This window comes from Paracoccus sp. SCSIO 75233 (genome assembly GCF_027912675.1).
GTDB lineage: Bacteria > Pseudomonadota > Alphaproteobacteria > Rhodobacterales > Rhodobacteraceae > Paracoccus.
This window is the reverse complement of the sequence record NZ_CP115757.1, coordinates 2,738,369-2,752,470: the sequence shown is the minus strand read 5'-3', so window position 1 is coordinate 2,752,470 and position 14,102 is coordinate 2,738,369. Positions and strand designations below refer to the sequence as shown.

The following is a 14,102-nucleotide window of genomic DNA, read 5'->3' as shown; positions in this document are numbered from 1 at the left end:
CTCCAAGCTGGCACAATCTTCGTTGCAGCGCTGCCCACAGTGGCTTGGAATTTCGCGTTTGTCAAAAATTGCGGGCAATAAGCCGAACAAAAAGTTCAAACGCTATCCTGTGGGATATTTCCACACCTGCATCGTGGAACCGCCTATCAGCGAGGGCCCAACCTGTCCGTTTGTCGTCATCGGGTGCATCTAAACTTGCCCAGCTCTGCCGATCGCCACCGAGATGCTCTTCGCTTGTGCGATGCTGGGATTTGTCACAGCCGGTCCCCCTCGCTAAGTGGCGTACACAAAACCGCTGTAGGGACCTGGGGCCCGGCTATGATCGCCCGCCTCGCGCAATTTCGAGATTGCGCAGGCGATCATAGCCTCGTCAGCTGGTACATTCCGAAGGTGTTATGGGATTGAGCCATACACCTGCGGCCAAGCAAAGCATAAAACGCGCGAGCGGCCGTCAGCTTGCCAGCCCGATGGACGCGCCCTTCTCGCGCATATGATCGATGCGTCGGGAATATCCGGCCTCATGGGTGATTTCGACCAGCCACGCTGCGATCAGCTCCGGGTCGGTCGGGCCGATATGCAGACCCGGCGCGATCGCACCGCGCTGCAACGCCTCCGCCGCGAGCGCCATCACCAGCGCATTCAGCCGGAACCGGGCGAAACCGTGGCGCCCGCCGGTCGTGTCCATCACCCATTCCTTGTGCCAGCGGGTGTTTCCGTCCTGCTCCGCCCGTAGCGAGACCGACAGAACCATGCGATCGGCCTCGCCCTCGGCAAAGGGGTGCTCCGCCCACAGTTCCTTGGCCTGTTTTGCCAGCGCCGCCTGATCCTTGCCGCTTTCGCGAAGCCGCGCGAAAACCTCTGCCCAGCCCTCGTCCCAGCCCTTCAGCCGGATCGCGCCGCGCTGCGCCGTGACGATATTCCAGCTTTCGTCAAATCCATAAGCCACAAGATAAGGCGCGACGTCATAGGTGGGGTAAACCTGATGCCGCTCCGGCGTTGGCAGGTTCAGGTCATAGGCGCGGATCACGTCGAACGGGAATTCCGCCCGCCTGACCTCGCCATTTTCGATCCACGAGGCGGGCGTGGCGAGCGAATTGAGCAGCGAAAGCGGAGAAATATTGAACTTATGGCGGAAATTATCCGGAAACTTTGGCAACCCGCCGCCGTAGCAGGTGAAATGAAGCCGGTCCGCCGGTTGTGCGACCTGACGATATTCGTTGACCAGATCGCGCGCCATGAGGTGATCGATCCCCGGCACCATCCCGACCTCGGCCAGGACGGACAGACCCTTCTCAGCACAGCCCTCAACCGCCTCGCGCAGCGAGCGAGAGACATGCCAGCCGACCGCAAGATGCGCCCCGCGATCCATCGCCAGCCGTGCAATCGCCAGATCGGTCGGGCGTGGTGCGACGACGATGTCACCCGGTTGAACCGCCTGCCACAGCGCCTCCGGCTCATAAGGGCGTTGAATATCGGCGGGCACACCCGGCAATGAGGCCGACTGATCGGCCCAGACCGCCAGTTCGGCTTTCCTCTGCATCAGATGTTTCAGCCCGTGCAATGCGTCCGGTCCGGCATGGACCCAGTGAATCGTCGTCATTCAGCTTTCCCTTCGTGGCGGTCAGACGGTTTCCCGAAAGGTCATCCTGCGCGTCAACTGACGGACCCGGGAAACATCATCCCTTTTTCTTCTGCGGCAGACCATCGCCGATTTCGTAATAGTCGCCCTTGTCTGCCGTGAAAATATGACCGGATAATGTCATTCCCGTGGGCGGGTCGATGCTGCCCATCGATATGGCGATATGTTTCTCGCCATCCTGCCGCCAGAACAGCGAGCTTCCGCAGACGGCGCAGAACGCCCGCTCGGCGTCGTCGGAGGAGCGATACCACCGTAAATGCTTGCGGCCCTTGATGGTCAGTTTCTTCGAACCGACCGCTGCCCATGCATGTCCGGCCCATTTCCGGCACTGGCTGCAATGGCACATTTCCGGCGCATCATGTTGCCTTGCCTCGAAGCGGACGCCGCCGCATAGACAGGAACCGCTGATATCAACCTTGTCTGAACTCATCCTGCTACCCCCACTTGCCGCGCGCCTTTGCATCCGGGCACCCGGCGGACAATGTTTCTTCTGCAAAACAACCCCGCCAAAAGACGGGGCCTGAACGTCAGGTGGCTGAAACTGACAGAGAATCGTGTCGTGGCCAGCGAGAGGATATGCATGATTTATCGCCCGCGCCACTATGTGCCGGACTGATTTTGATTATTTCGTCAAACTCCGCCGAAGACGCGATGCAGAATGTCCTGCAGCGGCTCGGCATCATGCTGGGAAAATGCATTCGGCGTGTCGCTGTCGATATCCAACACCCCGATCAGCCGCCTGTCCGCGCCGAAAACCGGGATCACAAGTTCCGAACGCGTCGATGCGGCGCAGGCGATGTGACCCGGAAAAGCCTCCACATCCGGGACGAGCTGAACCTCACCCGTCCGCGCCGCCGCGCCACAAACGCCGCGTGAGAACGGAATGACCAGACAGCCATGCCCGCCCTGATATGGCCCGATCTTCAGCAGGTCAGGTGCCGTGACGCGATAAAACCCGGTCCAGTCGAACCGTTCATCGGAATGGTGGATCTCGCACGCCAGCGTCGCCATCAGCGCTACTTCGTCATCCTCACCCTCGGTCAGCGAAGCAATCCTCGCCGCCAGCTCTACATAATCGACACGCATTTTCATCCTGGCCCAAATATCCCCGGGGTGCGGGGGTGGAACCCCCGCAATGCCTCAAACCGGCAGCAATGTCGTCGATTTCAACTCTTCCATCGACAGCAGCGCCGTCACGTTGAAAATCTTCACCTCGGCGATCAGGGCCTGATAAAACGCATCATAGGCGCGCGCGTCGGAGACACGCAGCTTCACGATGTAATCGATCTCCCCCGCCAGCCGGTGTGCCTCCAGCACCTCGGGCCGGGATTGCAGGGCCGACAGGAATTTCTGCTGCCATCCCGCCTCATGCTCGCTGGTGCGGATCAGCACGAAGAAACAGGTGCCCAGATCGACCGCGTCCGGGTCCAGAATGACCGTCTGCCGGGTGATCACGCCCGCATCTTTCAGCTTGCGGATCCGGTTCCAGACCGGGGTTTTCGATGACCCGATCTTGCGGGCAATATCGTCCAGCGACTGGCTTGCATCGGCCTGTAGCTCGGTCAGGATTTTCCTGTCGAGCGGATCAAGGCGGAGTTTCTTTTCGCTCGTCTCGTTCATAGCGGGTGTTTGTCCTATCTGACCGTGATACCGGAACAGTATTCCTTATTCTGTCGGGATACTAGTATAAAGACGGAATAATATCCCATATTATGCCCAGCAAGCATGGAGATTCGTCATGGCCCGCAAATTTAAGCCGGTTGTCATTTCAGCCAACGACCTTTTCGACGGTCGCGTCATTTATTTGACCGGCAAGGACGAATGGGCCGATCAGCTCAAAGAAGCGGAGCTGATCGTCGACGAAGACCGCGCGAAACACCGTATGGCACAGGCGCTGGCACTGTCGGATCACGCAGTTGGGGTGTTCCTCGCCCCCGCTCGTCCGGGTGCTGACGGCAAGCCCGAACCCGGCCACCCGCGCGAGGCATTCCGCGCCAATGGCCCCTCCAATTATTTCCACGGCAAGCAGGCAGAAGCGTAATGTATCACCATTCCGAATTCGACCGCGCCTTCGTCGTCGACCGCGCCAAGCGGTTCCGCGATCAGGTCAACCGCCGCATCGACGGCTCGTTGACCGAAGAAGAATTTCGCCCGCTCCGCCTGATGAACGGCGTTTATCTGCAGTTGCACGCCTATATGCTGCGGATTGCGATCCCCTACGGCACGATCAACCCCGACCAGATGCGTCGGCTGGCCCATATCGCGGATCGCTGGGACAAGGGTTACGGGCATTTCACCACCCGCCAGAATATCCAGTTCAACTGGCCGAAGCTGGTCGATATCCCGGATATGCTCGACAGTCTGGCGGAAGTGGGGATGCACGCCATCCAGACCTCCGGCAACACCATCCGCAACGTCACTGCCGACCATTTCTCCGGTGCCGCAGCGGATGAGATCGCCGATCCGCGCCCTTATGCCGAACTGATCCGCCAGTGGTCCACGGACCACCCGGAATTCCAGTTCCTGCCGCGCAAGTTCAAGATCGCCGTTTCCGGCAGCCCGAATGACCGCGCCGTGGTGAAATCCCACGATATCGGCCTGCGCATGATCGAGCAGGACGGTCAGACCGGGTTCGAGGTCTCCGTCGGCGGCGGTCTGGGCCGCACCCCTCTGGTCGGCAAGGTGGTCCGCGATTTCGTACCCGTCGCCGATCTGCTGCCCTATCTGGAGGCGATCCTGTCGGCCTATAACTCCGTCGGCCGCCGCGACAACAAGTATAAGGCGCGGCTGAAAATCGCCGTGCATGAGCTTGGCATTGACCATATTCGCGAGCTGGTTGAGGCGCGCTTTGCCGAAATCCGCCCGCTGTTCGACGGCTCCGATCAGGAAATCCTAGCGGAGATCCGCAAGCGCTTCGTCTCGCCGGAACTCGTGCAGGGCCGCAGCACGGCAGATTATGACGCGGCGTATCAGGCAGACCCGATTTTCCGCTCATGGGCCGATACCAACCTGCACGACCACAAGCAGGCCGACCACGCCATCGTCACCATCTCGATCAAGAAACAGGGCGCGACGCCGGGCGATGCGACCTCGGATCAGATGCGGGTGCTGGCTGATCTGGCCGAAAAATACGGCCACGGCGACCTGCGTATCAGCCATGAACAGAACGTGGTCCTGCCGCATATCCACCGGGCCGATCTGCCCGCCATCCACGCGGCGCTGCGCGAGGCGGATCTGGCGACGGCGAATATCGGGCTGATCAGCGACATCATCGCCTGCCCGGGCATGGATTACTGCGCACTGGCCACGGCGCGCTCGATCCCGATTGCCCAGCAAATCGCCACTCGCTTCTATGAGTTGAAGCTGGAGCATGAAATCGGCGAGATGAAAATCAAGATTTCCGGCTGCATCAATGCCTGCGGGCACCACCATGTCGGCCATATCGGGATCCTCGGCCTCGACCGGGCAGGGGTGGAGAACTATCAGGTCACCCTTGGCGGCGACGGCACCGAAACCATGAGCGTGGGTGAGCGCGCTGGCCCCGGTTTCTCGAAGGACGAAATCATCCCGGCAATCGAACGCCTGATCTACGGTTATCTGGACGTCCGCGAGGACGCTGACGAAACCTTCCTGCAGGCTTATCGCCGTCTGGGTCCGGCCCCGTTCAAGGCGGCGCTGTACCCGGCCGAGGAAAAGGCGGCCTGATATGGCACAGGTTCAGACCATCCCGACCCGTCCGGCCCGCGTTGCCGCGCTGAACAAGCGCTATCGTCATCGCGCGGCCATTCAGGTGCTGCGCGAGGCGCTGACCGACCCGGAACTGGGCCGCGTCGCGATGGTGTCGTCCTTCGGGGCGGACTCGGTCGCGCTTCTGCATATGATCGCGCTCGTTGACCGTGACACGCCGGTTCTGTTTGTCGACACCCAGATGCTGTTTCCCGAAACGCTCGCCTATCAGACGGAGGTTGCGGCGAAGCTGGGCTTGACCGATGTCCGTACCATCCGTGCGACCCCGGCGGCGATTGCGGCAGGCGACCCGGATGGCGATCTGAACCAGACCAACCCCGATGCCTGCTGCGATCTGCGCAAGACCGCGCCGCTGAACAAGGCGCTGGCCGGTTTCGACAGCTGGATCACCGGGCGCAAGCGGTTTCAGGCCGCCAGCCGCGCCGATATCGAGTTTTTCGAGGAAGACCCGGCGGGCGACCGCATCAAGATCAATCCGCTGGCGCACTGGACGGCACAGGACGTCGCGGATTATATCACCAACAATAATTTGCCGCGCCATCCGCTGATTGCGAAGGGTTACCCGTCCATCGGCTGCATGCCCTGCACCAGCCCGGTGAAGGACGGCGAGGATCCGCGCGCCGGACGGTGGCGCGGTCAGGATAAGACAGAATGTGGGATTCATTTCGTGAACGGTAAGCTACAACGCATCATGCCCGCCGAGGCCGCGCCAGCCGCTTTCGAGCCCGTTGAGGGGCAGCCGGTGATCGTCCGGGACGAGGGGTTCGCATCCGATGATTTCGCGGGCGAGATCCTCGATCTGGACAGCGACACCGATCTGGACGAGGCGAATGTGAACTTCCGCGAAGCGCCGATGATCCGCATTGCCTTCCCGAGCTTCACCGACGGGCGCGGCTTCACGCTGGCGCGGCGGTTGCGGGTTGCGGGCTACAAGGGCCGGCTGCGCGCTGCGGGTCACGTCATTGCGGATCAGTTCCCGATGGCGCGCCGCTCTGGCTTCGATGAGGTGGAGATCGACGCCGATCTTGCCCGCCGACAGCCGTTCGAGCAGTGGAAAGGTGCCGCCAATGTCGCGCCATCCTATCTGAACAGGCTGGGCCGTCGCGCATCCTGAGCGGCGGACTCCGTGACGTCATGCTTGCCTCAGGGCGGCTGGTGGCAAATATATCAGGCGAAACCGTTTCTTAGGAGCCGCCCATGTCGTTGCCGCCCGTCCTGTCCCAACTCCGCATTCCGGTCATCGGGTCACCGATGTTCATCGTTTCGAACCCGGAACTGGTCATTGCGCAATGCAAGGCCGGCATCGTCGGCAGCTTCCCGGCGCTGAACGCGCGCGAGAAGGATGGCGAGCCGATCCAGCTTGAGGCTTGGCTGACCCGGATCAACGAAGAACTCGACCGGCATAATCAGGCCAATCCCGATGCGCCTGCCGCGCCCTTCGCCGTGAACCAGATCGTGCATCGCTCGAATGGCCGGCTGGAACGCGACATCGAGATCTGCGTGAAGCAGAAGGTGCCGCTGTGGATCACCTCGCTCGGTGCCCGGCCCGAGGTGAACGAGGCCGCGCATTCCGTCGGCGGGGTGGTGCTGCACGACATCATCAACAACCACTTCGCCCGCAAGGCCATCGAAAAGGGCGCGGACGGTCTGATCGCCGTGGCCGCCGGGGCAGGGGGCCATGCCGGAATGCAGTCGCCCTTTGCGCTCATTCAGGAGATTCGCGAGTGGTTCGACGGTCCCCTTGCGCTGTCTGGTTCCATCGCCACGGGTCGCGCGGTGCTGGCGGCACAGGCTGCAGGCGCGGATCTGGCCTATATCGGCAGCCCCTTCATCGCGACGGAAGAGGCCAATGCGGTTCCGGAATACAAGCAGATGATCTGCGATTCCGGGGCGGAGGACATCGTCTATTCCTCGCTGTTCACCGGCGTCCACGGGAACTACCTGAAGCCATCGATCCGCAATGCCGGGATGGACCCGGACAATCTGGAACAGGCCGATGCGTCGAGCATGAATTTCGGAGAGGGCCGGTCGAAGCCCAAGGCATGGAGCGCGATCTGGGGTGCGGGGCAGGGGATCGGCGCGATTGACCGGGTGCGTCCCGCAGCCGAATATATCGACCTCCTCGCTCAGCAATATGCCGAGGCAAAACAGGCCATCACAGCCTGACGTAGGGTGCGTTTCAGCGCACCAACCCGGTGATATGAAGGTGCGCTGAAGCGCACCCTACGGCGATCACGTTCCGACCACATCAGCGCATAGAGCAGCGGCGCAAACAGGAAATTAACCTCCTCACGCCGCAACGCCATCACAGCCCAACGTAGGGTGCGCTTCAGCGCACCATCACAATCACCATCACCGTCCCAATTGGCGCACCGAAGCCTACCTACGCCTTCACCACTTCCGGCTCATCGTCGACTTTGTCCTTCCGGCCAAGCGCACGCCGCATCAGCGTATAGAACAGCGGCGCGAACAGGATGCCGAAGATCGTCGCGGCAAGCGTCCCGCCCAGCACCGTCATACCAATCGCGTTCCGGCCAGCCGCGCCAGCGCCCGTGGACAATGCCAGCGGCAGAACACCCAGCGAAAACGCGATGGAGGTCATTATGATCGGACGGAAACGCTGTCGCGCCGCCTCGACCACGGCGCGGAACAGCGGCACACCCGCCTCCGATTGCTCCCGGGCAAATTCCACGATCAGAATGGCGTTCTTGCCGGTCAGACCGATCACCGTCAGCAGCCCGACCTGAAAGAACACCCCGTTGTCAAAGCCGCCAACCGTTGCGCCAATCAACGCGCCCAGAACCCCGATGGGCATCACCAATATGACCGCCAGCGGGATTGACCAGCTTTCGTAAAGTGCTGCGAGACACAGGAACACGGCGGCCAGCGACAGCGCATAAAGCAGCATCGTCTGATCGCCCGATTCCCGTTCCTCCAGCGACAGCCCGGTCCAGGCGACGTTGAACCCGGCGGGAAGCTGGCTCGCCAGACGCTCCACCTCCGCCATTGCATCCCCAGAGCTAACGCCCGGCACGGGACTGCCCTGTATCTGCATCGAAGGCACGCCGTTATAGCGGTTCAGACCCTGCGGCCCAAAGGTCCACTCCCCTTCCGCAAAGTTGGAGAACGGCACCAGCCCCCCGGTCGCGTTGCGCACCCGCCACTTGTCCAGATCGGTCGGCACGGCGCGGCTGTCGGCCTCACCCTGAATATAGACCTTCTTGATCCGGCCACGGTCGACGAAATCGTTCACATATGCGCCGGTCCAGGCGACCTGCAACAGATTGGCGACGTCATTCGCGTTGATCCCCATGGCCCCGGCCTTGCGCCAGTCGATGTTCAGCCGGTACTGGCTTGCATCTTCCAGACCGGAGGGCCGGGTCTGGGTCAGCAGCTCGCTTTGCGCGGCCATGCCCAGCATCATATTGCGCGCTTCCAGAAGCTGCTCATGCGTCTGTCCGCCGCGCGCCTGAAGATAGAAATCGAAGCCCGAGACGTTGCCAAGCTCGATCACCGCGGGCGGGACCACCGGGAACACCATTGCGTCCCGGATCTGGCTCAGCGCGCCATAGGCGCGACCGGCGACGGCCTGCACCGACAGGGCGGGGCTGGTCCGTTCCTCCCAGTCCTTCATCCGGACGAATGCCATGCCGACATTCTGGCCCTGACCTGCGAAACTGAAACCGACGACGCTGAACATCGAATCCACGGCCTCGGCTTCCTGAGTAAGGAAATATTCCTGAACCTGATCGACGACGGCCTGCGTGCGTTCGGTCGTGGCCCCGGTCGGCGCCTGGATCAGGACGAACATGATCCCCTGATCTTCCTCCGGCAGGAAACCCTGCGGGGTGCGCATGAACAGCGTCACCATGATTGCGCCCATGCAGACATAGACCAGCAGCATCCGCAGGGGTCGCCGGACCAGCCAGCCGACCGCGCCGGTATAGCCGCGCGTTGTCGAATCAAAGCCCCGGTTGAACAGCCCGAACAGCCCGCCCCGCTTGCCATGCGCAGGCTTCAGCATCGACGCGCAGAGGGCCGGCGTCAGGGTCAGCGCCACGACAACCGACAGCCCCATTGCAGAGACGATGGTGATCGCGAATTGCTGATAGATCACCCCCGTCGAGCCGCCGAAAAACGCCATCGGCACGAACACGGCGGACAAGACCAGCGCGATCCCGATCAGCGCGCCGGTGATCTGGCCCATGGATTTATGGGTGGCCTCGCGCGGACTCAGCCCCTCTTCCTCCATGATCCGCTCGACGTTCTCCACCACAACGATGGCGTCATCGACCAGCAGACCGATGGCCAGCACCATCGCCAGCATGGTCAGCGTGTTGATGGTAAAGCCGAACGCGGCCATGATCCCGAACGTCCCCAAGAGAACGATCGGAACCGCCAGCGTCGGGATCAGTGTCGCCCGCCAGCTTTGCAGGAAAATATACATCACCACAAAGACCAGCGCGATGGCCTCGATCAGCGTCTTGACCACCTCCTCGATGGAGATTTCCACGAAGGGCGAGGTGTCGAACGGGATGACATATTCGACGCCTTCGGGGAAGAACTGCGCGAATTCCTCCATCCGGGCCTTGACCCGTTGCGCCGTGTCGAGCGCGTTGGCCCCGGGCGCGAGGCTCAGCGCCATACCGGCAGAGGGGCGTCCGTTATACAGCGCGTCCGCCACATAGGACTCCGCCCCGATTTCCACCCGCGCGACATCCTGCAACAGCACCAGCCCGCCATTTTCCTGCGCACGCAGGACGATCTGGCGGAATTCTTCCGGCGTCGAAAGCAGCGACTGAGCGGTCACTGTCGCGTTAAGCTGCTGTCCCTCGACCGTCGGTTGCGACCCGAACGAGCCTGCGGAGATCTGGGTGTTCTGCGCGGAAACCGCCGCGACCACATCGGATGGCGCAAGCTCGTAAGCCGCCAGTTTCGCCGGATCCAGCCAGATCCGCATGGCGTATTGCGCGCCGAAAACCTGAACGGAGCCGATCCCCTCCACCCGGCTCAGATCGTCGACGAGGTTTGTCACCATGTAATCCGACAGGTCCGCCTGATCGTATTCCTCGTTGCCGATCAGGCCGATCACCATCAGGAACCCCGATGTCGCCTTTTCGACGGAAATACCCTGACGCTGCACCGGCTGCGGCAGAAGCGCCGTCGCCTGGCTCAGCTTGTTCTGAACCTGCACCTGCGCGATATCGACATCCGTGCCGGTCTCAAAAGTCAGCGTCGTTGACGACGACCCGGCGGAGGTGGAGCTGGATGACATATAGCGCATCCCGTCCAGCCCGGTCATCTGCTGCTCGATAACCTGCGTCACCGTGTTCGACACGGTTTCCGCCGAGGCCCCCGGATATGTCGCGCGGATCGAGACCGAGGGCGGGGCGATCTGCGGATATTGTGCCACCGGCAGCGACAGGATCGACAGCACCCCGATCCCCATGATCAGGATCGAAATAACCCATGCGAATACCGGGCGATCAATAAAAAAACGGGCCATGTCTCTGCCTTCGATGATCCGGGTTGATACGGCTCAGTTTTCGGTGCCGGCTTCGGCGGCTTCCGCTCCGCCTTCGGCGGGCGCTTCGCCATCCTGTGCGGCGGGTTCGGCCTCTGCCGGTGCTGCTGCGGCGTCATCGGCGGGGGCTTGTCCTGCCGCGCCGCCCTCAGCTGCGTTGCCACCCTGCTGGGCTGCTGCGCCCTCGGGCGGCGCATCCTGCCGTTCCTCCGGCGTCACCGGCATACCGGGGCCGATCCGCTGGAACCCGGCAACGATGATGCGGTCGCCATCAGCCAGACCGTCGCGCACCACCCACGCGTTGCCGCGATCCTGAATGATGTCCAGCATCCGCTCTTCGACGATATTTTCAGCATTCACCACATAGGCGACCGGGCGTCCCCGCCGGTCGCGGGTCACGCCCTCCTGCGGGGCAAGGATCATGCCGGTCAGCTCCGCCTGCGGAATATCGGCCAGCACATACATGCCCGGCAGCAGCAGCTTGTCGGGGTTGGCGACCTCCATTCGCAGCGTCACGACGCCGGTCGTTTCGTCCACCTGCGGTTCCGCCCCGGTGAGTGAGGCGGTCTGGTCATAGGTCGACCCATCTGCCAGCCGCAAGGTCACGGTCGTATCGCTGCCATGCGGCAACGATGCCGTCGCACCCTGACGCTGCCAGCGCACGATCTCTGCCGCCGACTGGGTAACGTCGACCTGCACCGGGTCAATGCTGCGAATCACGGCCAGCGGGGTGGCCTGACTTGCCGTCACCAGCGCCCCTTTCGAGGTCTGCGCCAGACCGATCACCCCGTCCAGCGGTGCCGTGATCGTGGTCCGGCTGAGGTCGATCTGGGCGGCCTGCAACCGTGCTTCCGCAGCCTGAACCGACGCAAGTGCCGCGTCCCGCGTTGCAATCGCGCTGTCTTCGGTCTGCTGGCTGGCAACGGCGCGGTCGCGCAGCGCGGCGACACGGTCCGCCTCACGCGTGGCGGCATCGGCCTGCGCCTGTGCCTGTGCAAGGGCAGCTTCGGCCTGCGCCACTGCCGCCTCGTAGCTGCGGGGGTCGATCCGGTACAGCGGATCGCCCTCGGTGACGACGCTGCCTTCTTCGAACAGCCGGTCGGTGATGATTCCGCTTACCTGCGGGCGCAGCTCCGCCACGGCGGAGGCGACGACACGTCCGGGCAGGCTGGATGTCAGCGTGACGTCCTGCGCCTCCAGTGTCACCACTGTGACCGCAGGCGGCGGCATGTCACCACCGGGTTGCTGGGCGAACGATGACGTTGCGACGGTCAGCCCGAAAAACGATGCGCGCCAAAGGATACGAAACTGTTTCATTCTCACCAAGCCAATGCCCGAAAACTGTTGAAGGACCGAAAGACGGAACAGACCATCCGTGACGGTTCACGATTGAGTGTACCCTATGAGAGCCCGCCGTGAGCTTCAATCGCCGTTTTTGTCCAGCACCGGCACTCTGCCACGGGGCTGAAACATTCCTGCAACGCCGGATCTGCGTCCAGCCGCGCCTTGCGCCACCCTTGTCTTTGCGTCACCTTCCGTGTCGCAGCATGAGGAGAGCCGATGCGCAAAGCCGGACCGGACAAACCGTTCCACAGAACCATCCTTGCCGATCTGGCGTCCTGGGGCATTACCAGCTTCGCCCGGCTGCTGACCGCAGTGCAGGCCGAATGGGCGGGGATCGACCCGGCCGCAAGGCGACAGCGGATCTATTTCGCCAATCATGTCAGCCACGGGGATTTCGTCCTGATCTGGACCGTCCTGCCCAAACCCCGGCGGCGTGAGACCCGGCCAGTCGCCGGCGCGGATTACTGGCGCAAGGGCGGGCTGCGTGAATTTCTCGGCACCGATGTGTTCAACAGCCTGCTGATCGAGCGGAACCGGACCGGCGCGCAGGACGACCCGATCAGCCAGATGGCCGGGGCGCTGGATCAGGGATCGTCGCTGATTATTTTCCCCGAAGGCACCCGCAATATGACCGATGCAGAGCTGCTGGAATTCCGCTCCGGCCTCTATCGTCTTGCACAGGCAAGGCCCGAGATCGACGTGGTCCCGGTCTGGATCGAGAACCTGAACCGCGTGCTGCCGAAAGGCGCTTTCGTGCCGGTGCCGCTGATGTGCAAGGTGATCTTCGGCGCGCCGCTTCATGTCGGCGCGGATGAGGGCAAGGATGCGTTTCTGGGCCGCGCCCGCGACGCGCTGCTGACGCTGAACCCGAAACAGGAGGGGTGAGGATGCAGAATATCAACTCCGACCTGCTCGCGGTCATTGCTGGGCTTGGCGTCGTGCTGGCCATCGCCTCCGTCATCGGGTTCGTCCTGCAACGCCGCCTGTCGCCGGAGGGTGAGAATGCGGCGATTGAAAATCTCAACGACCGCATCCGGGCATGGTGGGTGATGGCGGCGGTGATGTCTGTGGCACTCCTGTTCGGGCGCACCGGGGCGATACTGCTTTTCGCCATCTGCTCTTTCGCGGCGCTGCGCGAATTCATGACGCTGACCAATGCCAGCCGCGCCGATCACCGGACGCTTGCAGTGGCGTTTTTCATCGCGCTGCCGGTGCAGTATTACCTGATCTGGGCCGGGCGCTACGGCATCTATTCGATCTTCATCCCGGTCTATATGTTCCTGCTGCTGCCCATTGTGTCCGCACTGGCCGGGGAGACGAAGAATTTCCTGATCCGGGTCGCGGAAATGCAATGGGCGCTGATGATCTGCGTGTTCTGCGTGTCGCATGTCCCGGCGCTGATGAACCTGCAAATTCCGGGGTTCGAGGGCCGCATGGTGCTGATGATCGCGTGGCTGGTCATCGTCGTGCAGCTGAGCGACGTGCTGCAATATGTCTGGGGCAAGCTGATCGGGCGGCACAAGATCGCCCCCAGCCTGTCGCCATCCAAAACCGTCGAGGGCTTCGTCGGCGGCTGCCTGTCGGCCACCCTGATCGGGATGGCGCTGTCCTTCATGACGCCGTTCAATCTGGCTCAGGCCGCCGCAATGGGGTTTGTGATCACAATGATGGGGTTCCTTGGCGGGCTGGTCATGTCTGCGATCAAGCGCGACCGCGGGGTCAAGGATTGGGGTCATACCATTGCCGGACATGGCGGCTTCATCGACCGGCTCGATTCGGTGATTTTCGCCGCGCCGATCTATTTCCACCTGACCCGGTTCTTCTGGAGCCTCAACTGACACAACTGCC

Annotated in this window: 12 protein-coding genes and 2 pseudogenes; 8 read left to right on the top strand and 6 right to left on the bottom strand. The window is 62.5% G+C overall.

Annotation, left to right across the window (positions count from 1 at the left end):
- Positions 1 to 7: 7 nt before the first annotated feature.
- Positions 8 to 124 (top strand): annotated as a pseudogene (locus PAF12_RS13400) (IS481 family transposase); the annotation flags it as partial.
- A 327-nt stretch (positions 125 to 451) separates the two neighbouring features.
- On the opposite strand, the gene PAF12_RS13395 reads toward PAF12_RS13400, so the two are convergent.
- The 4 genes from PAF12_RS13395 to PAF12_RS13380 form a co-directional block, all read right to left on the bottom strand.
- Entirely contained in the window at positions 452 to 1,600 is a 1,149-nt protein-coding gene (locus PAF12_RS13395; RefSeq protein WP_271107474.1) for a saccharopine dehydrogenase C-terminal domain-containing protein, read from the bottom strand.
- Between the two features lie 76 nt (positions 1,601 to 1,676).
- On the bottom strand, positions 1,677 to 2,069 hold the full coding sequence (locus PAF12_RS13390; protein ID WP_271107473.1) for a GFA family protein: 393 nt from the start codon (positions 2,067 to 2,069) through the stop codon (positions 1,677 to 1,679).
- A gap of 200 nt (positions 2,070 to 2,269) precedes the next feature.
- Positions 2,270 to 2,725: a GAF domain-containing protein gene (locus tag PAF12_RS13385; protein ID WP_271109713.1), complete on the bottom strand. Its 456-nt coding sequence runs from the start codon at positions 2,723 to 2,725 to the stop codon at positions 2,270 to 2,272.
- Between the two features lie 54 nt (positions 2,726 to 2,779).
- A complete protein-coding gene (locus tag PAF12_RS13380) occupies positions 2,780 to 3,259 on the bottom strand; it encodes an Lrp/AsnC family transcriptional regulator (protein WP_271107471.1) in 480 nt (159 codons plus the stop codon).
- A 118-nt stretch (positions 3,260 to 3,377) separates the two neighbouring features.
- Between PAF12_RS13380 and PAF12_RS13375 the strand changes: the two genes are divergently transcribed.
- From PAF12_RS13375 to PAF12_RS13355, 5 genes and pseudogenes are all read left to right on the top strand, one after another.
- On the top strand, positions 3,378 to 3,680 hold the full coding sequence (locus PAF12_RS13375; RefSeq protein WP_271107470.1) for a DUF2849 domain-containing protein: 303 nt from the start codon (positions 3,378 to 3,380) through the stop codon (positions 3,678 to 3,680).
- Complete coding sequence (locus PAF12_RS13370) at positions 3,680 to 5,344, top strand: nitrite/sulfite reductase (protein WP_271107469.1); 1,665 nt, start codon at positions 3,680 to 3,682, stop codon at positions 5,342 to 5,344. Before PAF12_RS13375 ends, PAF12_RS13370 begins: the two co-directional genes overlap by 1 nt.
- A gap of 1 nt (position 5,345) precedes the next feature.
- Positions 5,346 to 6,068: pseudogene (locus PAF12_RS13365) on the top strand (phosphoadenylyl-sulfate reductase); the annotation flags it as partial.
- Positions 6,069 to 6,077: 9 nt separating this feature from the next.
- Positions 6,078 to 6,500: a DUF934 domain-containing protein gene (locus PAF12_RS13360; protein WP_271109712.1), complete on the top strand. Its 423-nt coding sequence runs from the start codon at positions 6,078 to 6,080 to the stop codon at positions 6,498 to 6,500.
- A gap of 83 nt (positions 6,501 to 6,583) precedes the next feature.
- A complete protein-coding gene (locus tag PAF12_RS13355) occupies positions 6,584 to 7,552 on the top strand; it encodes a nitronate monooxygenase family protein (protein ID WP_271107468.1) in 969 nt (322 codons plus the stop codon).
- A 217-nt stretch (positions 7,553 to 7,769) separates the two neighbouring features.
- Here the strand turns inward: PAF12_RS13355 and PAF12_RS13350 are convergent, their stop codons facing one another.
- Positions 7,770 to 10,892 carry an efflux RND transporter permease subunit gene (locus PAF12_RS13350; protein ID WP_271107465.1) on the bottom strand — a complete coding sequence of 1,041 codons (3,123 nt, stop codon included), beginning with the start codon at positions 10,890 to 10,892 and terminating at the stop codon, positions 7,770 to 7,772.
- A gap of 33 nt (positions 10,893 to 10,925) precedes the next feature.
- On the bottom strand, positions 10,926 to 12,227 hold the full coding sequence (locus PAF12_RS13345; protein WP_271107464.1) for an efflux RND transporter periplasmic adaptor subunit: 1,302 nt from the start codon (positions 12,225 to 12,227) through the stop codon (positions 10,926 to 10,928).
- A gap of 243 nt (positions 12,228 to 12,470) precedes the next feature.
- On the opposite strand from PAF12_RS13345, the gene PAF12_RS13340 reads away from it, so the two are divergent.
- Both PAF12_RS13340 and PAF12_RS13335 read left to right on the top strand, forming a co-directional pair.
- Positions 12,471 to 13,139, top strand: a complete 669-nt coding sequence (locus PAF12_RS13340; protein WP_271107463.1) for a lysophospholipid acyltransferase family protein — start codon at positions 12,471 to 12,473, stop codon at positions 13,137 to 13,139.
- Between the two features lie 2 nt (positions 13,140 to 13,141).
- Positions 13,142 to 14,092: a phosphatidate cytidylyltransferase gene (locus PAF12_RS13335; RefSeq protein ID WP_271107462.1), complete on the top strand. Its 951-nt coding sequence runs from the start codon at positions 13,142 to 13,144 to the stop codon at positions 14,090 to 14,092.
- The last annotated feature ends 10 nt before the right edge of the window (positions 14,093 to 14,102 follow it).

What these genes read in the sequence shown, in the direction of transcription:
- PAF12_RS13395 (WP_271107474.1), bottom strand. Translation starts at nt 1,600, where the DNA reads ATGACGACGATTCACTGGGTCCATGCCGGACCGGACGCATTGCACGGG.
- PAF12_RS13390 (WP_271107473.1), bottom strand. Translation starts at nt 2,069, where the DNA reads ATGAGTTCAGACAAGGTTGATATCAGCGGTTCCTGTCTATGCGGCGGC.
- PAF12_RS13385 (WP_271109713.1), bottom strand. Translation starts at nt 2,725, where the DNA reads ATGCGTGTCGATTATGTAGAGCTGGCGGCGAGGATTGCTTCGCTGACC.
- PAF12_RS13380 (WP_271107471.1), bottom strand. Translation starts at nt 3,259, where the DNA reads ATGAACGAGACGAGCGAAAAGAAACTCCGCCTTGATCCGCTCGACAGG.
- PAF12_RS13375 (WP_271107470.1), top strand. Translation starts at nt 3,378, where the DNA reads ATGGCCCGCAAATTTAAGCCGGTTGTCATTTCAGCCAACGACCTTTTC.
- PAF12_RS13370 (WP_271107469.1), top strand. Translation starts at nt 3,680, where the DNA reads ATGTATCACCATTCCGAATTCGACCGCGCCTTCGTCGTCGACCGCGCC.
- PAF12_RS13360 (WP_271109712.1), top strand. Translation starts at nt 6,078, where the DNA reads ATGCCCGCCGAGGCCGCGCCAGCCGCTTTCGAGCCCGTTGAGGGGCAG.
- PAF12_RS13355 (WP_271107468.1), top strand. Translation starts at nt 6,584, where the DNA reads ATGTCGTTGCCGCCCGTCCTGTCCCAACTCCGCATTCCGGTCATCGGG.
- PAF12_RS13350 (WP_271107465.1), bottom strand. Translation starts at nt 10,892, where the DNA reads ATGGCCCGTTTTTTTATTGATCGCCCGGTATTCGCATGGGTTATTTCG.
- PAF12_RS13345 (WP_271107464.1), bottom strand. Translation starts at nt 12,227, where the DNA reads ATGAAACAGTTTCGTATCCTTTGGCGCGCATCGTTTTTCGGGCTGACC.
- PAF12_RS13340 (WP_271107463.1), top strand. Translation starts at nt 12,471, where the DNA reads ATGCGCAAAGCCGGACCGGACAAACCGTTCCACAGAACCATCCTTGCC.
- PAF12_RS13335 (WP_271107462.1), top strand. Translation starts at nt 13,142, where the DNA reads ATGCAGAATATCAACTCCGACCTGCTCGCGGTCATTGCTGGGCTTGGC.